At 57.8% G+C, this 18,079-nt stretch carries 15 protein-coding genes; 10 read left to right on the top strand and 5 right to left on the bottom strand.

From position 1 onward, the window contains the following. Positions 1–64 precede the first annotated feature (64 nt). Complete coding sequence (locus tag LCM31_RS05705; protein WP_224868272.1) at positions 65–1,132, bottom strand: LysM peptidoglycan-binding domain-containing protein; 1,068 nt, start codon at positions 1,130–1,132, stop codon at positions 65–67. A gap of 304 nt (positions 1,133–1,436) precedes the next feature. Between LCM31_RS05705 and def the strand changes: the two genes are divergently transcribed. The 5 genes from def (at position 1,437) to LCM31_RS05680 (ending at position 7,551) form a co-directional block, all read left to right on the top strand. Continuing rightward, entirely contained in the window at positions 1,437–1,943 is a 507-nt protein-coding gene (gene def, locus LCM31_RS05700; RefSeq protein ID WP_222230840.1) for a peptide deformylase, read from the top strand. Between the two features lie 207 nt (positions 1,944–2,150). Then, positions 2,151–3,119 carry a methionyl-tRNA formyltransferase gene (gene fmt / locus LCM31_RS05695; RefSeq protein WP_224868270.1) on the top strand — a complete coding sequence of 323 codons (969 nt, stop codon included), beginning with the start codon at positions 2,151–2,153 and terminating at the stop codon, positions 3,117–3,119. Beyond that, on the top strand, positions 3,112–4,422 hold the full coding sequence (gene rsmB / locus LCM31_RS05690; protein ID WP_224868268.1) for a 16S rRNA (cytosine(967)-C(5))-methyltransferase RsmB: 1,311 nt from the start codon (positions 3,112–3,114) through the stop codon (positions 4,420–4,422). Before fmt ends, rsmB begins: the two co-directional genes overlap by 8 nt. Before the next feature lie 274 nt (positions 4,423–4,696). Next, positions 4,697–6,082: a Trk system potassium transporter TrkA gene (trkA, locus tag LCM31_RS05685; protein ID WP_224868266.1), complete on the top strand. Its 1,386-nt coding sequence runs from the start codon at positions 4,697–4,699 to the stop codon at positions 6,080–6,082. Between the two features lie 17 nt (positions 6,083–6,099). Beyond that, complete coding sequence (locus LCM31_RS05680; protein WP_224868263.1) at positions 6,100–7,551, top strand: TrkH family potassium uptake protein; 1,452 nt, start codon at positions 6,100–6,102, stop codon at positions 7,549–7,551. A 33-nt stretch (positions 7,552–7,584) separates the two neighbouring features. Here LCM31_RS05680 and LCM31_RS05675 read toward each other — a convergent pair whose 3' ends face one another. The 3 genes from LCM31_RS05675 to LCM31_RS05665 all read right to left on the bottom strand — a co-directional run bounded on the left by LCM31_RS05675 (position 7,585) and on the right by LCM31_RS05665 (position 10,092). Continuing rightward, positions 7,585–8,232 (bottom strand): CDP-alcohol phosphatidyltransferase family protein, encoded by a 648-nt coding sequence (locus LCM31_RS05675; protein ID WP_224868261.1) that lies wholly within the window; start codon positions 8,230–8,232, stop codon positions 7,585–7,587. 78 nt (positions 8,233–8,310) lie between these two features. Further along, positions 8,311–8,880: a DUF2239 family protein gene (locus LCM31_RS05670; protein ID WP_224868259.1), complete on the bottom strand. Its 570-nt coding sequence runs from the start codon at positions 8,878–8,880 to the stop codon at positions 8,311–8,313. 324 nt (positions 8,881–9,204) lie between these two features. Further along, positions 9,205–10,092 carry a lysophospholipid acyltransferase family protein gene (locus LCM31_RS05665; protein WP_224868257.1) on the bottom strand — a complete coding sequence of 296 codons (888 nt, stop codon included), beginning with the start codon at positions 10,090–10,092 and terminating at the stop codon, positions 9,205–9,207. Positions 10,093–10,269: 177 nt separating this feature from the next. Between LCM31_RS05665 and glyQ the strand changes: the two genes are divergently transcribed. The 4 genes from glyQ to LCM31_RS05645 all read left to right on the top strand — a co-directional run bounded on the left by glyQ (position 10,270) and on the right by LCM31_RS05645 (position 15,129). After that, entirely contained in the window at positions 10,270–11,250 is a 981-nt protein-coding gene (gene glyQ, locus LCM31_RS05660; protein WP_222230855.1) for a glycine--tRNA ligase subunit alpha, read from the top strand. Next, positions 11,250–13,331, top strand: a complete 2,082-nt coding sequence (gene glyS, locus LCM31_RS05655; RefSeq protein WP_224868255.1) for a glycine--tRNA ligase subunit beta — start codon at positions 11,250–11,252, stop codon at positions 13,329–13,331. Before glyQ ends, glyS begins: the two co-directional genes overlap by 1 nt. A gap of 10 nt (positions 13,332–13,341) precedes the next feature. Continuing rightward, positions 13,342–13,890 (top strand): D-glycero-beta-D-manno-heptose 1,7-bisphosphate 7-phosphatase, encoded by a 549-nt coding sequence (gene gmhB, locus LCM31_RS05650; RefSeq protein ID WP_263600896.1) that lies wholly within the window; start codon positions 13,342–13,344, stop codon positions 13,888–13,890. Positions 13,891–13,986: 96 nt separating this feature from the next. Next, the gene (locus LCM31_RS05645) at positions 13,987–15,129 is read left to right on the top strand and encodes a class I SAM-dependent rRNA methyltransferase (protein ID WP_263600997.1); all 1,143 of its coding nucleotides are present in this window, start codon (positions 13,987–13,989) and stop codon (positions 15,127–15,129) included. 66 nt (positions 15,130–15,195) lie between these two features. Here the strand turns inward: LCM31_RS05645 and LCM31_RS05640 are convergent, their stop codons facing one another. Beyond that, complete coding sequence (locus LCM31_RS05640; protein WP_224868249.1) at positions 15,196–17,361, bottom strand: TonB-dependent receptor family protein; 2,166 nt, start codon at positions 17,359–17,361, stop codon at positions 15,196–15,198. A gap of 206 nt (positions 17,362–17,567) precedes the next feature. Between LCM31_RS05640 and LCM31_RS05635 the strand changes: the two genes are divergently transcribed. Then, positions 17,568–18,038 carry a GNAT family N-acetyltransferase gene (locus tag LCM31_RS05635; protein ID WP_224868247.1) on the top strand — a complete coding sequence of 157 codons (471 nt, stop codon included), beginning with the start codon at positions 17,568–17,570 and terminating at the stop codon, positions 18,036–18,038. Positions 18,039–18,079 lie beyond the last annotated feature (41 nt).

Raw genomic sequence — 18,079 nt, 5'->3', positions numbered from 1 at the left:
GAGCCGGGGAAAACGTAGCGAGCGGCCGCCGTCAGGCGACCGCGCAGTAGTTTTTCAGTGATTCCTAGGGGTTGCGCACCAGATCCATCACTGCCAGCGGCTTTTCGGCTTCCAGCACCAGGCCGAGGCTCATTTTTTCGAAGCTGCGGAATACCATCAGCACACCGGCGCGCTCGTCCGGCAGTTTCACGTTCTGGCGGGCGATGCGATCGCGCACGGTGGCGCCGCGCTTGTAGATCGCCAGCACATTACCGGGCTCCAGGCCTTCGCGCAGGCCGCGGTTGATGGCAACCACGTCGTACTTGGCGACCTGGGTTACACCCTCTTCCACGCCGAGGATGACGCCATCCACGGGCACTGCCGGAGCGCTGGGCTGAAACAGCGCAGCAATCGCGCGCTCTTCCACCGGCAGCAAGCGGTCTTCCAGGCGCATGTCGCGACTGCTGCGGGTCACATCCAGGGTGGCCACGGCGAATTCACTGTTGGCGTTATCCACATCCAGCTGACGGAGGTCTACGGAGGCGACATCCAGCGCTTGCTGACCCAGCTCTTCGCCGGTGTAGGGATCGGCGTAAACCGGACCCGGGCGGTAGACCCCGTAAGACGGCAGCGGCTCGCGGAAATCGCCGCGGGCGTAAACTTTTTCACCGGCACCCATCAGGATGCGCTGGTCCTGCCCAGAGATTACGTAGGGAACACCGCGGAAGGCGTTGGGGCCGACGATGCGGGTGCGCGACAAGAAGGCATTGATGGCGTCCAGCGGAATGGCTGGGATCGCGGTATCAATGGGTTCGCGGCGCACGGAGGGACCCAAGCGGTTGTCACTGGCCGGGCTCAATCGGTAAGCAGTGGGCGCGCGCTCGAGTTCGAGGCGCGGCTGGCCGTCAACGTATACCAGATTGAGGCGGTCGCCGGGGTAGATCAGGTGCGGGTTCTCTACCTGCGGGTTCACCTGCCAAATCTCTGGCCAATACCAGGGCATAGAGAGGAAGCGCCCAGAGATATCCCACAGGGTGTCGCCCTTCTGGACGGTATAGGTGTCCGGATGGTCGGGCTTCAGCAGCGTATCTTGTGCGTGCAAGCCAAAGGTCGCCAGCAGGGTTGCGGCGGCGGCCAGTATTATTTTTTTCATGGAAGCATTCCTATGCTTTTTTGTCGCTAACGCTATTGGCCATCCAGTCTGCTGATGCTTTATACGGCTATCGCTGAGGTTTTATATCGCTATAATCTGTCAGCGCTGGGCCCGGCGGTGGCCGCACTACCAGACAGGTGTTCTGCTAGTGCTTCTGACCACATGCGGCAAAGTGGGGGCTAAAGGCGCCAGCTGGCGGTTTCGCCAGGGTGCAAAAACTCTCCCCCAGTTCAGCAAATTTCAAGCGCGATCATTATGTTATCAGCGCAAGTTCCACTAAGACTAGAAGTTTGTCACAGGTGTTATGGCCAAACTGGAAATCCTTGAATTCCCCGATCCCCGCCTGCGCAAGGTTGCAGAGCCTGTTGCTGAGGTAACGGACGATCATCGCACGCTGATCGAAGACATGTTTGAAACCATGTATGAGGCGCCAGGCGTTGGTCTGGCGGCGACACAGATCAATGTACACGAGCGCATTGTGGTGATTGATGTGTCGGAAGATCAGAGTGAGCCGCTGGTGCTGATCAACCCTGAGGTTGAGGTGCTGGATGCGGAAATCCACAAGTACGACGAGGGCTGTCTGTCGGTCCCGGGCTTCTACGAGAAGGTAGAGCGCCCGCGCAAGATCCGCCTGAAGGCGCTGGATCGCAACGGTGAAGCGTATGCGCTGGAAGCCGAGGGGCTGCTGGCAGTATGTATCCAGCATGAGATCGACCACCTCGATGGCAAGCTGTTTGTCGATTACATCTCGCCGCTCAAGCGCAATCGCATTCGTTCCAAGCTGGAGAAGGCGCACCGCCAGCGCGCTTAAGCACTTAAGGTCGCCCGGTGGCGTCGGGTCACCGGGTGTGGGTTTTCAGGACCAGGCTAGGCGCCCCCCCTGTTAACCCATCCCTGGGCGTTTCGGCGCAAACATCCTGTTTGCGACGATCCTGAAAACCCACACCCGGCACCCCGACTTCGCATTTTATTTTTGGACTTATCTATAAGTCCGCCCTTTCTTACCCGAAATACTGCCATGAGCCTCAATATTATCTTTGCCGGCACCCCCGATTTTGCTGCCGTCCACCTGCAAACCCTGCTCGACAGCCAACACAACGTCATCGCTGTCTACAGCCAGCCGGATCGCCCCGCGGGGCGCGGCAAGAAGCTGCTGGCGAGCCCAGTGAAGCAGCTGGCGCTGGAACACGAGATCCCGGTATATCAGCCCCTGTCGTTGCGTGATGAACAGGCGCAACAGGAACTGGCGGCGCTGAATGCGGACCTGATGGTGGTGGTGGCTTACGGTTTGATTCTGCCGCAGGTGGTACTGGACACGCCGCGGCTTGGCTGTGTGAACGTGCACGCCTCCCTGTTGCCGCGTTGGCGCGGTGCGGCGCCGATTCAGCGGGCAGTGGAAGCCGGCGATGCGGAGAGTGGCGTGGCGATTATGCAAATGGAGGCGGGGCTGGATACCGGGCCGGTGCTGGTGGAGGCGCGCACGCCGCTTGCCGCGGGCGAGACCGGCGGCAGCCTGCACGACAAGCTGGCCGGGCTCGGTGGGCCGGCGCTACTGGAAGCGCTGGCCATGCTGGAGAGCGGCACCGCGAAACCGCAGGTGCAGGACGATGCACTGGCGAATTACGCGGGCAAGATTAGTAAGGAAGAAGCACGACTGGACTGGAGCCAGCCGGCAGCGGAATTGGAGCGCCTGGTGCGCGCGTTCAATCCCTTCCCGGTGTGCTGGACCGAGTACCGGGACAACAAAGGCAAGCCGCAGCGACTGCGCGTATACGCGGCGAAGCTGGAACAGGGCTGCCATAACGACACCCCGGGGACGATTCTCAGCGCCGATGACGAGGGTGTTCTCGTTGCCTGTGGCCGCGAGGCGTTGCGCCTGACGCAACTACAATTGCCGGGAAAGAAGGCACTGCCGGTGGCGGAGATATTAAAAGGTTACCGCGACCTGTTTGCCGCAGGCATCACTTTGGGAGCAGCCGATGAATGATCCAAGAGCCCTGGCGGCGCGGGTAATCGCGCGCCTGTATCAGGACCGCGGCTCCCTGCAGCGCCTGCTGCCGTGGGCGGAAAAACAGGTGGACGAGAAAGACCGCTCGCTACTGCGCGAACTCTGCTACGGCACCGCGCGCTTCGCGCCGCGTCTGGAGCTGATGCTCAACAAACTGCTGCGCAAGCCGGTAAAGGACGAAGAGCTGGAAGCGCTGATGCTGGTGGGTCTGTACCAGCTGGAATACACGCGCATTCCCGACCACGCGGCGATTGCCGCCACCGTGGAAGCGGCTCGTGCGATCAAGCTCGGCCACGCCACCGGTGTGGTAAATGGTGTGCTGCGCAATGCACTGCGTAATAAGGAAGCGCTCACTCGCAAACTCTCCGGCAACCCACAGTTCAGCTCCGCGCATCCGGAGTGGCTACAGCAAGCGGTAAAGGGCGCTTGGGGCACCGATGCGCGCACCATCTTCACCGCGAACAACGAAAACCCGCCGATGACCTTGCGGGTGAATCAATCGCAAATCAGCCGCGATGACTATCTGCAACAGCTGCAAGATGCCGGCATCGGCGCGGGACCCTGCGCCTTCTCCGCAGCGGGCCTGATACTGGAAAGCCCGGTAGCGGTCAGCCGCCTGCCCGGCTTCGAAGATGGGCTCGTCAGTGTGCAGGACCAATCCGCACAGCTCGCCGCGCCGGTGCTGGATCCACAACCCGGTGAGCGTGTGCTCGACGCCTGCGCCGCGCCGGGCGGTAAAACCTGCCACCTGCTGGAGCTACAGCCGGACCTCGACCTCAGCGCGCTGGATATTGAGGAAGATCGCCTCGACCGGGTGATCGAAAACCTCGAGCGCCTCGGTGTGGGCGCGCAAATCATCTGCGCGGACGCCGCCGAACCGGAGCACTGGTGGGACGGTGAACCCTTCGATCGCATCCTGCTCGATGCACCCTGCTCCGCCACCGGCGTGATCCGTCGCAACCCAGACATCAAGCTACTCCGGCGCCCGGAAGATATTGAGGAACTCGCCGCGCTACAGGGCAAAATCCTGCGTGCAATGTGGCGCCTTTTGAAACCTGGCGGCACACTCCTTTACGCCACATGTTCCATACTCCCGGAGGAAAACAGCGCTCAAGTGGCACGCTTCGTTGCGGAGACACCGGATGCGAGGGACAATACGCCGCAGTTGTTGCACGGGGAGCCCTGGGGATTGCCGCAGGAAGTCGGTATGCAGTTGCTGCCAGGCCTCCATGCAGGCGATGGGTTTTACTACGCAAAGCTGGAAAAAGCCGAAGACAAGTAAGCGCAGAGCGCAATGGCTCTGCGCTGTTTAGGCGGGCGAATCTAGCGTTCGCCCGTGTCGAAGCAGATAAGTAAAAATTGAAGTCGCGGTGCCGGGTGTGGGTTTTCAGGATCGTCGCAAACAGGAGGTTTGCGCCGAAACGCCCATGGATGGGTTCACAGGGGGGCGCCTAGCCTGGTCCTGAAAACCCACACCCGGTTCTGCGGCGCTACCGCGCTCGCTTAAGAACAAGTACCGCGGAACAGGCCAGAAAACACAGGCCCAATCGCATAATATGAAAATCATTATTCTCGGCGCCGGCCAGGTCGGTGGATCACTGGCGGAAAGTCTCGCCTCGGAACGCAACGACATTGTTCTGGTAGACAGCAACGAGAAGACCCTGCGCGAGCTCCGCGACAAGATCGATATCGGCGTCGTCGAAGGCCATGCCTCTCACCCGGATATCCTGCAGGAAGCCGGCATCGAAGACGCCGACATCCTCGTCGCCGTCACCAATAACGACGAAACCAACATGGCCGCGTGCCAGATCGCGCACTCGCTGTTCCGCGTGCCCACCAAAATCGCGCGTGTGCGCGCATCCGCCTATCTGCAATATCCCGAGCTGTTTTCGCCCGAGTCGATTCCCATCGACGTATTGATCAGTCCGGAACAGATCGTGTCCGAATACATCGCGCGGCTGATCGCCCACCCCGGTGCCCTACAAGTGCTCGATTTTGCCGATGGCCGCGTACAGCTCGTTGCGGTGCGCGCCGTACAGGGCGGGCCACTGGTTGGCCATCAGCTGCGCTACCTGCGCGAGCATATGCCCCAGGTCGACACCCGCGTTGCCGCCATCTATCGTCGCAACAGCCCCATCATCCCGCAGGGCTCAACGGTGATCGAAGCCGGCGATGAAGTCTTCTTTATCGCCGCGAAACAGGATATCCGCGCCGTCATGAGTGAACTGCGCCGCCTGGAGCAGGGCTACAAGCGCATCACTATCGCCGGCGGTGGCAATATCGGGCTGCGTCTGGCCACCAAGCTGGAAAACCGCTATTCGGTCAAAATCATCGAGCAGAGCCACGAGCGCTGTATCTTCCTGTCGGAAGAATTGAGCAACAGCATCGTGCTGCACGGCAGTGCGTCAGACCAGGACCTGCTGCTGGAAGAGAACATCGAAGACACCGATGTATTTTTGGCACTCACCAACGACGATGAAGCCAACATCATGTCATCGTTGCTGGCGAAGCGACTCGGCGCGCGCAAGGTCATGGCACTGATCAACAACCGCGCTTATGTAGACCTGGTACAAGGTGGTGAAATCGATATCGCCATTTCGCCGCAGCAAAATACCATCGGCAGCCTGCTCACCCATGTGCGTCGCGGCGACATGGTAAATGTGCACTCCCTGCGCCGCGGTGCAGCGGAAGCGATCGAAGTGATTGCCCACGGCGACAACCGCACCTCGAAGGTAGTGGGCAGAAAAATTGAGGATATCGACCTGCCGGAAGGCGCCAGCATCGGCGCTATCGTGCGCGAGCGCGACGGTGAAAGCCAGGTGCTGATTGCTCACGACAACATCGTGGTGGAAACCGACGACCACGTCATCGTGTTCCTTGTCGACCGCCGCCACACCCGCCACGTGGAACAGCTGTTCCAGGTCGGCTTTAGCTTCTTTTGACGTCGGGACACGATTAGATGCGTTTAGCAGTCATAGCGCGGGTCTTCGGCATACTTCTGACGGTGTTCAGCCTTACCCTGTTGCCGCCGATCGGCGTGTCGCTGTGGTACGACGACGATACCCATGTGGCGTTTTCCATCGCGTTTGGCATCACCCTGATCACCGGCTTGCTGATGTGGCTGCCGGTGCACGACTTGAAACAAGACCTGCGCACCCGCGACGGCTTCGTCGTCACCTCACTGTTCTGGCTGATTCTGGGTAGCTTCGGTGCCCTGCCGCTGATTATCAGCCCCGCGCCGGATCTCAGTGTGGTGGATTCTATTTTTGAATCGATTTCCGGGCTCACCACAACCGGCGCCACCACCATCGTTGGCCTGGATACCCTGCCGCCCGCCATTTTGTATTACCGCCAGCAACTGCAGTGGTTTGGCGGCATCGGGGTAATTGTGATCGCGCTGGCCATTCTGCCAATGCTCGGCATCGGGGGTATGCAGCTGTACAAGGCGGAAATGCCGGGCCCGGTCAAAGACACCAAGCTGACACCGCGTATCGCGGAAACCGCACGCGCGCTAATCGTTATCTATGTCGCGCTCACGGTGCTGTGCGGTATTGGTTACTGGTGGGCGGGGATGACCGCGTTCGACGCCGTGGGACACGCGTTCTCCACCGTGGCGAATGGCGGGTTTTCGACGCACGATGCGAGCATGGGCTTCTATGCCAACAACAACGCGATTATGGCGATCGCGATTATCTTTATGCTGACCGCGGCGATTAACTTTGGCCTGCACTTTTATGCGCTGGGTAACCGCACCCTCAAGCATTACTGGAAAGATTCTGAGTTTCGCTTCTACATACTGGTAACCTTTTTTTCCAGCATCATTATCATCGGCTACCTATTCACTTCGGGCACCTTCAATATGAAGGACAGCTTCCTGCACGGAATTTTCCAGGTGGTCTCAATCGGTACTACCGCGGGTTTTGCCTCAGAAAGTTTTGCACTGTGGCCGGCTTTCTTGCCCTATATTTTGTTATTGCTCGGAATCATGGGTGCCTGCGCGGGTTCCACATCGGGTGGCATTAAAGCCGTGCGGGTAATGCTGATTGTTAAATCCGGCCTGCGCGAGCTCAGTCGCCTGGTACACCCCAATGCCGTTGTGCCGATCAAGGTAAATAAAAAAATCGTACCTACCCGAGTCACCGATGCGGTATGGGGGTTTTTTGCAATTTATATTCTGTCGTTTTTTATTCTTACGATTGTGGTGATGGCGACCGGCGAGAACTTCGTTACCTCGTTTTCCACCGTGGCGTCCTGCTTGAGTAATATCGGCCCGGCACTGGGCGACGCTGCTTCGCACTACGGCGAAGTCAACGGCGTAGCCAAATGTTTTTTGATTCTCGCGATGCTAATGGGGCGTCTGGAAATCTTTACCCTGTTGGTGCTGCTCACCCCGGCTTTCTGGCGCCACTAATTCCTTTTATGCTAACCGGAGTTAAGGGAGACACTACTCAAAGGTGTCTTCTTTGCCGCGCATAACATCCCAATAGCGCGGCAAGAAACGCGCTAGCACCCACACCTCCAAAATACAGCCAATCAGCGTCAGCGCCTCCATGGTGTGATCAAAAACCTTCTCTTCTGTGGTGCTTTCCGGGATGAGTTCAATTGCCAGCTGCTCGGCGAAGCCTATTCCAAGTATTAAAAATGCAAGCGCCATAGCTGCACGTGACAACCATTCCGGGCGAAGCTGCGGACGCCTTTTAAGCCACAAAAGTAATACCGGGTAGGCCGTTAGCTGTATTGAAAATCGTGTAATAACCAACGTGGTGTAGATGCCACTTATGGATCCGTAGTGCCACAATAGTGGGATTAGCGCGAGGATATAAATACGATCGGCGACAGGGTCCAGTAAGGCGCCAAAATAGGAGTGCCAATTAAACCGATTTGCCAGCCAGCCGTCGAGCTGGTCGGTCCACGCGCCGAAACAATAGATCACCAGTGCCCAGAGGTGCTTGTCCGCCAATGACAGCCAGTAAATGATCGGAATCAGCGCTATACGCAACAGCGACAACCCGGTCGGTAAGAACCGCCAGGGTGACTTTTCTTCGGGTATTGGGGCTTCTTCCGATTCGGGTTCGGGTTCGATTTGGCTCATCGAGGTATGGGTTATTGAAATACCTACCTATGAGCTTAATCGAAATTTTTCGGGAAACGTGCGAGGGTACAAATTAAGTTAGTCATCGTTTACTTGATCGCTCGTAGGCCGGTTCACCGGCGCATTAAAGGCGTCAAATTTTTCCAGAAGTACGTCTTTCACATCTGCGGGCCAGGATTTCATCGCCGCGATAAATCCGCTGCGGCTATTGCGATACATAGCGCGTGCGGCTTCTTCAAAGCCCTCTGCGTCGGCAAACAGTGAAAGCAGTTTGTACAGTTGGTTTTGCTGCATGCTGAGCTGCTCTTCCGCCGTCGCGTTTTTGATAGCTGCGTCCACCAGACGTCGCAACGTTACCGATGCGCCACCGCGCTGCGTCGCTAGCCACTCCCAGTGTGCCGGCAGCAAAGTTACCTCCCTTGAGGTAACCCCCAATTTGGGGCGCCCGCGTCCGCTTGGCGCAGAAAGCCTCGCCACAACACTGTCCACATCGCCCTGCCAGTCGAGCTCAATCCGCTTACAGGTATCCAGCGCCATCACCACCGGCTCCATACCAACGGTCTGCGACTTGCTCTTGCGCACCACGCTCTCAAGGTCGCCGCGTGCGACAAGGGAACCGTTATGAATGGCGAGATATTCAGTGGTCATTTCAATTCCAGAAAAAACGCATGTGTGATGCCATTATTACCCGGGTATTAATAGCGATCAATTTACCCGGGTAATATGGGCAGTTATTTCTGCCAGAATACTTTAGCCTCAGGTAGTGACCAGATGGTCCTATAACCGCATGGGCAAAGGACTTGTAGACAAGACTTAAGTGCCGTCTCAGGGCAACCAGGCAGCGAAATTAAAGAAGTTGAGGCGAGGATTGTGCGCAATGGAGCGCGGCGAGCCCGAGAACTGGGCACGAATAGGTATTGCTGCCCCGGGGTTATTCCTGGAACAGCACCCTTGGTAGCGATAACAGAAGTATCAGCTTTTCTTATACAGGCCGGTGCGGCCTTCCGGAGCGCGGCGGAAACGCTTGTACTCCCACTGATATTGTTCCGGCGCTTCGGCAATGCAGGCTTCCACGCCGCGGTTCAGTGCAGCGAGGGATACCTTGGATTCTTCGCTGTAAATGGCGTCTTCGGCCGGCAACAACACCAGCTCAAAGCCCTGTTCAAGTCGCTTGGCAAACCCGAACACCACCTTGCAACCGGTGCGCTGGATCAGGTTATAGGCGAGCGTCATGGTCAGGGTGGGGTGGCCGAAAAACGGCGCGAACTCACCGCCAGACAAATCTGGCTCCTGATCCGGTAGTACTCCAACGATGCCGCCGGCTTTTAACGCCTTGAGCAATGCGCGCACACCGCGGACATTGGTCGGCACCAGGTTTGCGCCGGTTTTTTCACGGCCGGCGCGGATCAGGGGATCCAATGCCTCAATCTTGGGTGGCGCATACAGGCTGGTAGTGGGGCCAACAGTGGCCAGATACTGGCCGAAGATTTCCCAGTTGCCGATATGGGGTGCGAGTACCAATACGCCGCGCCCTTCGCTGACACCCTCGGTGAGCAACTGTTGGTTGCGGATGCGTTCGATACTGTCTTCCGCCAGACTCCACGACTGACGCCACAGGCTGGCGACTTCAAATCCCGTCATGGCGGTATTCACCACACTCTGACGGGCGAGTAGTTCCCGCGCCTTTTCCTGCATTTCCGGATAGCAGTGTGCCAGGTTGATGCGACTCACCCGCAGACTGTTTGCCCGGGTCGCGACAGCGCAGTGGCCCGTGAAACCGCCGAGGCGCCGCGACCACTTGAGTGGCAGTTGTCCGATCAACTTCAAGGCACCTGCGGCCAATTGCCCTTTGATATCCAACCGTTACATCCTTCTTGCCGGGGCCTCAGCCCACTCTTGTTCATGTTTTTTTCGGTGATCGTCTTATATAGGCCAGATTGTGGCCATCAAATCCCCCGCGCGCTGTTTAGCGTGCAACCGGCTACCGCTATAATTGCGCCCCTTGTCTATTCCACCCAGCTGAAACCGGAGATTGTGGTGTCCGAGCAACAAACCAGCGGTTCTGCCCCTGCGCAGGATCTGAGCACCTTTCAGGGACTGATTTTTACCCTGCAGGAATACTGGGCGCGCCAAGGGTGCGTCATTCTACAGCCTCTGGATATGGAAGTGGGCGCTGGCACCTTCCACCCCGCAACCTTCCTGCGCGCCATCGGCCCGGAAACCTGGAATGCGGCCTATGTGCAGCCTTGCCGTCGTCCTACCGATGGCCGTTACGGAGAGAACCCCAACCGCCTGCAGCACTACTATCAGTATCAGGTGGTAATGAAGCCCTCGCCGTCGAATATCCAGGAGCTGTATCTGGACAGCCTGCGCGCACTGGGTATCGATCCGGCGGTACACGACATCCGTTTTGTTGAAGACAACTGGGAATCCCCGACCCTGGGTGCCTGGGGTCTTGGCTGGGAAGTGTGGCTAAACGGTATGGAAGTGACCCAGTTCACCTACTTCCAGCAAGTGGGCGGCATCGAATGCTATCCGGTTACCGGTGAGATCACTTACGGTATCGAGCGTATCGCCATGTACCTGCAGGGCGTGGAATCCATCTACGACCTGGTATGGACCCGCGACGCGGAAGGCAATGCGGTGACCTACGGTGATGTTTTCCACCAAAACGAAGTGGAAATGTCCCACTACAACTTTGAGCACGCGGATGTGGAATTCCTCTTCGCCACCTTCGATCACTGCGAGCGCGAAAGCCAGCGCCTGATCGAACTGGGCCTGCCGCTGCCCGCCTATGAACAGGTAATGAAAGCTTCCCACGCATTCAACCTGCTGGACGCACGCCACGCGATTTCCGTCACCGAACGCCAGCGCTTTATTCTGCGTGTGCGCACCCTGGCGCGGGCTGTCGCCCAGGCCTATTTTGACGCGCGCCATGCGCTCGGTTTCCCACTGGCAACCGAACAGGCCCGCAACGACGTACTTGCCCAACTCGACGCGCAGAAGGAGAAGAAGTAATGGCTCAGGATTTTCTGGTTGAGCTGGGTACCGAAGAGCTGCCCCCAAAAGCGCTGCACAAATTGATGCAGGCCTTTGCCGACGGTATCGAACAAGGGCTCAAAGACGCCGAGCTCGCGTACGGCGAGGTAAACGCGTTTGCCAGCCCGCGCCGCCTGGCGGTGTCGGTGAGCGACCTGGCCGAGCAACAACAAGATAAACAAATTGAAAAGCACGGCCCCGCCGTGGCCTCGGCGTTTGATAAAGACGGCAACCCGACCAAGGCCGCGCAGGGTTTCGCGCGCGGTGCCGGCGTCAGTGTTGACGAACTTGCGCGCGTGCAAACCGACAAGGGCGAACGCCTGGCATTTATCAGCGAACAGAAAGGCGCAGCGACCCAGGACCTGCTGGGTGACATCGTCAGCAAATCCCTGGCGCAACTGCCTATTCCAAAGCGCATGCGCTGGGGTGCACGCAAGGAAGAATTCGTACGCCCGGTACACTGGCTGATCATGCTGTTCGGCAACCAGGTTGTGGATGCCGAGGTGCTCGGACTAAAGGCCGGTAACACCACCCGCGGTCACCGCTTCCACTGTAACCGCGAACTCACCGTGGCCTCTGCCAACGATTACGTGCAGCAATTGCGCGATCCTGGCTTTGTGATTGTGGACTTCGCCACGCGCAAGGAAATGATCCGCGAGCAGGTGCAGGCGGAAGCCAACAATGTAAACGGTGTGGCGGTAATCGATGACGATCTGCTGGACGAGGTGACGGCACTCGTCGAGTGGCCGGTGGCGCTGACCGGACGCTTCGAGAAGCGTTTCCTCGAGGTTCCGGCAGAAGCTCTCATTTCTTCGATGAAGGAACACCAGAAGTATTTCCATGTGGTGGATGAAGACGGCAAATTGATGCCGTTCTTTATTACTGTTTCCAATATCGAAAGCACCGACGCCAAGCAGGTGATCGAGGGTAACGAACGTGTTATCCGTCCACGCCTGGCCGACGCGGCCTTCTTTTTTGAGACCGATAAAAAGACCAGCCTCGAAGCGCGCCGTGAAAAGCTCAAGTCCATCGTGTTCCAACAAAAGCTGGGAACCGTTTACGACAAGACCGAGCGCCTGGCGAAACTGGCTGCGGCCATCGCCGAGAAGCTGAACGGCGACGCGGCGCTCGCGGAGCGCGCGGCAAAACTGTGTAAGTCGGACCTCGTTACCGAAATGGTATTTGAGTTCGCGGATATGCAGGGCATCGCCGGCTATTACTATGCGGAAAACGATGGCGAACAACTCGACGTGGCCAAGGCCATGTATGAGCAATACATGCCAAAGTTTGCCGGCGATGAATTGCCGCAAACCGAGACCGGCACCATCGTAGCCCTGGCCGATCGCATCGATACCCTAGTCGGTATCTTCGGCATAGGCCAGCCACCCAGCGGCTCACGCGACCCATTCGCGCTGCGCCGCGCCAGCCTCGGTGTACTGCGCCTACTGGTAGAAAAAAATATCGATCTGGATCTGCGCGAACTACTTACCCTGGCCCGCGATGGTTATCCGCGCACCGCGCTGGCCGAGTACGACAATGTGGTTGAGCAAACCCTCGCCTACATGATCGAGCGCTTCCGCGCCCGCTATGAAGACGCCGGCATCAAGGCCGAAGTATTCCTGGCGGTATCCGCGCGCAAACTGTCACGTCCACTGGATATCGACAACAGGGTGAAGGCGGTGCACAGCTTCAGCCAGCTGCCAGAAGCGGAAGCACTGGCGGCAGCCAACAAGCGTGTATCCAATATTCTCGCCAAACTCGACGGCCCCGCGCCGAACGAGGTCGATCAGGCGCTGCTGGAAGAAGATGCAGAAAAAGCACTGTATCTGGCGGTGCGCGACGCGGCGGATGCGGTAAGCCCGCTGTATGCCGAGGCGCGTTTTGAAGAGGGTCTTGCGGGCCTGTCCGGCTTGCGCGACACGGTCGATGCCTTCTTCGACGGCGTGATGGTTATGGCCGAGGATGAAAAGCTGCGCAACAACCGCCTGGCCCTGCTGGCGCAGTTGCGCGGGCTCTTCCTGGAAGCCGCAGATATTTCACTGCTGGCACCGGCGAAGTAAAGCGCACGCTATGAGCATTATTGTTCTCGATCGCGACGGCGTCATCAATCAGCCCAATGGTAACCATGTTACCTGTGCGGCGGAGTGGGCGCCGATACCTGGTAGTATCGAAGCAATGGCGCGTCTCAGCCAGGCCGGTCATCAGCTGGTCATAGCCACCAACCAAAGTGGCCTCGCCAGCGGCCTGTTTGATCTGGACGATCTCGAAGCCATTCACGCGATGTTGCGCGAACAGGTAGAAGATGCCGGCGGCGAAGTCGCCGGCATCTTCTACTGCCCGCACAGTGACGAGGACAACTGCCGCTGCCGCAAACCGAAGACCGGTTTACTCGATGCTATCGAAGCGGAATTTGATGTGAGTTTGCACGACTGTTTTTTTGTCGGCGACCGCGCCAAAGATCTCTACTGTGCCGTGGCCAAAGGCTGTAAACCGGTGCTGGTTCAGACCGGCTGCGGTCAACAAACCCTGGCTGACCTGATGCAGAACCCGGACGCGCGTCTCGCTGAAACGCGCGTGATGGAAAACCTCGCTGAATTTGCCGACTTCGTTCTATCCTAATCGATCACTGTCGGCGCATCTGCCGACGGCACTCATCACCGGAGTTTTCCCGTGGATCAATTAATTCTCAACCCTCGCGCCGAGCGCCGCCTGAAAATGGGGCATCTGTGGATTTACAGCAACGAGGTGGACACCAAGCGCAGTCCACTAAAGGGAATCGAGCCCGGCACTCAGTGTGAAGTTCTGGATAGTAATGGCAAGAGTCAGGGTTTTGCGCTGGTTAATCCAAATCAACTGATCTGTGCGCGTCTGGTGTCGCGCAAGGGTGCATTCACGCGCAAGACTTTGCAGCGGCGATTGGAGCAGGCTCTGGCTTTGCGCGAGCGGTACTTCGATCATCCCAGTTACCGTATGGTGTATGGAGACTCCGATGGGTTGCCCGGCCTTGTAGTGGATCGCTTTGGTGATTATCTGGTGGTGCAAATCAGTAGCTGGGGCATGGAGCGGTTTTGCGAAGACATTGTGAATGCACTGCAGGCACTGTGTAAGCCACAAGGCATTTTGCTGCGCAACGATCACCAGGGTCGCAAGGTGGAAGAATTGCCGGAGCTGTGCGAGGTCGCTTACGGTGAAGTGCCGCAGATGGTGCCATTTGAGGAAAATGGGGTACCGCTGTTGGCGCCGGTGTACCAGGGACAGAAGACGGGTTGGTTTTACGATCATCGCGACAACCGCGCCCATTTAAACCGCTGGGTGAAAGGCCGTCGCGTGCTGGATCTGTTTTCCTATGCCGGGGGTTGGGGTGTGCAAGCGCTTGCTCACGGCGCTACAGAGGTAACCTGCGTGGATGCTTCCGGGCAGGCTCTGGACTGGTGTGAGGAAAATGCCGCGCTCAACAAGCGCAAAGAGGATCTGATTACCATTCAGGGCAAGGCGATCGATGCGATGAAATCGTTGATCGCCAGTGGCGAACGTTACGATGCGGTGGTGCTGGATCCCCCAGCGTTTATTAAACGCCGCAAGGATCAGAAGTCTGGCGAGGCGGCCTATCGACATATCAACGAGTTGGCGCTGCGCCTGCTTGAGAAGAACGGTTTGTTGGTGAGCGCCTCCTGCTCCATGCACCTGGCGTCGGATACTTTACTGGAAATCCTGCGTGGCGCTGGTCGCCACCTGGACAAAAATATCAGCATCATCGGCAGTGGTGGCCAGGGTGCGGATCACCCGGTACATCCGGCGATTGCAGAGACACGCTATCTCAAGGCGCACTTCGTCCACCTGAGCGGCACGCTGCAATAATTATTGTTGAGACATAAGAAAACCCGGCAATTGCCGGGTTTTTTATGTGTCATTCAACTTCAGGAATTAGAAGCTGTAAGTCACACCAACAGAAGCGGTACGCGGACGATTGGCACGTGCGCCGTCTGGAGCGCGGTTGATGATTGCCTGTTCGTCCAGCAGGTTGTCGATCTTCAGGTAACCGGCCAGATCTTCGCTGAAGTCGTAGTGCGCAGCCGCATCAACCACCCACAGGGACTCGGTGCGCGCAAACTGGTCGACGTCGCCGCGATTACAGGCGTTATCGACACACATGTCATCCTGATAGGCGGCAGTCAGGTTTACACGCCAGTCGGCACCGCTATCGATACCGGTGGTGACCGCAAAAACGTTCTCCGGCAGGTAGGCAAAGTTGTCGCCCGCAAGGATGTCTTCCGCCACATTGTCGCGAGTGATTTCAGCATCGGTCCAGGTGTAGCTGGCGCTCAGCGGAATCAGCCAACCGTTCGCCAGCGACCATTCGGTTGCGACAAGAGCCTCAACACCTTTAATTTCCGATTCACCCAGTGCGTAGGTGCCACTGTCGTTGCCGTTGGCACAAGGAACGGCCACGGAACAGTTTTGTACGGTGCTTTCGTAATCGCTGTAGAAGGCGATGACTTCGGTGCGCAGGCTACCGTTGTCGAAGCGCGCGCCCCACTCGTAGTTAGTGGACAGGTCTCCGGCCTCGCCGTTAGAGGCGCCGGAACCGGGAGGCGCGAAGCCGCGGTGGGCTCCAGCCAGCAAGGTAACGGATTCGGTCAGCTGATAGGTCAGACCCAGGCCCGGCAACCATTCGCTCAGGGAATTTTCGCGGTAGCTGCCTTTTTCGCTGCGGTCGACATCGTTGTAACGCTGCTGTGAGGTTTCGATATCTTCGTAGCGCAGTGTGGCGGTCAATGCGAGGGCATCATTTACCTGAATCTGGTCATACACGAACAGGGACGTGGCATCTGCTTTACCGATGCGGTTGTTGCTCGAGCTAGGGTCGGTGATGTCGACAAATACGAGTTCGCCATTAACCTGGTTGTAGTTATCGACCGGCTGGAAACGGTCGATATCGTCGTAGTGATCGCGTACGCCAAATTCCAGATCATGTGCGATGGTGCCGGTCTGGAACTGCCAGTTAGCACTTACTTGCAGACCGCGGGATACGTAGGTGCGGTCGTTGTGTTTGATACCAACACCCTCGTAGTCCAAGGTCCCGTCAAGCACGGCCTGTGCATCGGCATCGCCAGCATTGGCTGCATCGATCAGGCCGCCGAGGCTCACCTTGAACCAGTCGCGCTTGAATTTGTTGTAGTAGGCCTGGGTGTTCAGGCTGAAGCTTTCACTGAGAGCAATGGAGTGGTTCAGCTGTACGGTGCTGTGGCGGTTTTCGATCTCGTCTAGGGCACTGATGCCGTAGCGGCGATTCGGATCGGCGGCGAAGTCGGCGTCGGTGAGACCGAGGTAGCTCATGCCAGACTCTTCTTCCGAGTACTGCAACTTCACGTCCAGCTGCTGAGCGTACTTGGCTCCTTCGGCGGAGTTCAGGCGGCCTTTCAGCAGGTAGTCTTCCTTGTTGATATCGGCGCTGTCAGCGCGATCGATGTCACGGAAACCGTCTGCGCGTTGCTGGTGGGTTTCGATCAACCAGCCAGTGGTGTCGGTGCTGTCGCCGTAATAGGTGTGCAGTCGGTTCTCACCAAACTGACCTGCTTCCAGTTGTACCTTGCCGGTAGATTCACTGGGGATTTGTGTACTGATCATATTCACCGCACCGCCAACAGTGAACGGTCCGTACTTCAGTGTGGATGGGCCCTTGAGTACTTCGATGCTGCTCAGGCGACCCGCGGTCGGGAAATAGTAGGCCTCGGGCGCGGAATATGGAGCCGGTGCAACCAACACACCGTCTTCCATCAATGAGATCTTGCCGGAACGGCCACCATCGGCGCCGCGAATACCAATGTTTGGACGCAGGCCATAGCCGTCTTCTTCACGCAGGTAGACGCCCGGTACCGCACGCATCATGCGGTTGATATCAACAAACTCGAACTTTTCCAGATCTTCAGCGCTTACCAGATGCGCTGAACCTGGGAGTTTTTCGATCTGAGTGGTGTCGCCGAGAACGGAAATCGTTTCCAGAGTTTCAGTTTTTTCTTCAGCGAAAGCGCCGGTGCTCAGGCTTGCGAGCAGGGCAACAGAGATCGGGGCGAGGGTAAAGCGGGCCAAGTGACGCTCCTTGTGTACATCTCTCATTACGATAGTTAATGAGAATTATTATATTTTACAAAGCGATCTTTGTCACCGTGTAGAACTCTGTTTTTGTTGAACTTTCGTGCCAATTTTCGGTCGCCGATCGACTGGATGTTCGGTTAGGAGCCACTGGCGCGGGAAGCTACCATCTGCTACTGCATCGACATAATCTGGGAGTTGTTATGCTGAGACCCTTGCAGGAATCGGATATAGAACGACTGCTACAGCTATGGCTTTTTCTGGCATCTACGGCACACCCGAGCCTCCCTGTTAGTTATTGGTCAGAACAGGGCCGCGCCATGCGGCGCAAGCTCAGGACACAGTGCGGCCCGTGGAACCGTGGTGAGCCGGTAGCTGACGTGCACTGGGTTTATTCACGCCCTGGCAGTGCCATCGCCGAGGGACTGGTAACCGTGGGTGATGATCATCAGGTGCAGACGATTTTTGTGTCGCCAGGCGAGCAGGGGCACGGTGTTGGCAGCGAGTTAATGGAACAGGCCAAGTTCGGCCAGGTTGAGCTCACATCGGTGGTGCTGGAGGAAAATCTGCGCGGGCGCTACTTCTTACAGCAGCACGGCTTTGCCGAATTGGAGCGGACTTTCAATGCAAGCGCCGGCCAGGATGAGATCGTGATGCGCTGCCGGCTAACATAAAGTAAACACTTACTTACCAAAAAGCCCGCGCGGTTGTTACC

It is taken from the genome of Microbulbifer agarilyticus, assembly GCF_020171345.1.
Classification (GTDB): Bacteria; Pseudomonadota; Gammaproteobacteria; order Pseudomonadales; family Cellvibrionaceae; genus Microbulbifer; species Microbulbifer agarilyticus_D.
This window is presented reverse-complemented; position numbering and strand designations above follow the sequence as displayed.

Coding starts and splice junctions, on each gene's coding strand:
- def (WP_222230840.1), top strand. CDS start 1,437: ATGGCCAAACTGGAAATCCTTGAATTCCCCGATCCCCGCCTGCGCAAG.
- LCM31_RS05645 (WP_263600997.1), top strand. CDS start 13,987: ATGGGGCATCTGTGGATTTACAGCAACGAGGTGGACACCAAGCGCAGT.
- LCM31_RS05670 (WP_224868259.1), bottom strand. CDS start 8,880: ATGACCACTGAATATCTCGCCATTCATAACGGTTCCCTTGTCGCACGC.
- rsmB (WP_224868268.1), top strand. CDS start 3,112: ATGAATGATCCAAGAGCCCTGGCGGCGCGGGTAATCGCGCGCCTGTAT.
- LCM31_RS05675 (WP_224868261.1), bottom strand. CDS start 8,232: ATGAGCCAAATCGAACCCGAACCCGAATCGGAAGAAGCCCCAATACCC.
- LCM31_RS05680 (WP_224868263.1), top strand. CDS start 6,100: ATGCGTTTAGCAGTCATAGCGCGGGTCTTCGGCATACTTCTGACGGTG.
- trkA (WP_224868266.1), top strand. CDS start 4,697: ATGAAAATCATTATTCTCGGCGCCGGCCAGGTCGGTGGATCACTGGCG.
- fmt (WP_224868270.1), top strand. CDS start 2,151: ATGAGCCTCAATATTATCTTTGCCGGCACCCCCGATTTTGCTGCCGTC.
- LCM31_RS05705 (WP_224868272.1), bottom strand. CDS start 1,132: ATGAAAAAAATAATACTGGCCGCCGCCGCAACCCTGCTGGCGACCTTT.
- gmhB (WP_263600896.1), top strand. CDS start 13,342: ATGAGCATTATTGTTCTCGATCGCGACGGCGTCATCAATCAGCCCAAT.
- glyS (WP_224868255.1), top strand. CDS start 11,250: ATGGCTCAGGATTTTCTGGTTGAGCTGGGTACCGAAGAGCTGCCCCCA.
- LCM31_RS05635 (WP_224868247.1), top strand. CDS start 17,568: ATGCTGAGACCCTTGCAGGAATCGGATATAGAACGACTGCTACAGCTA.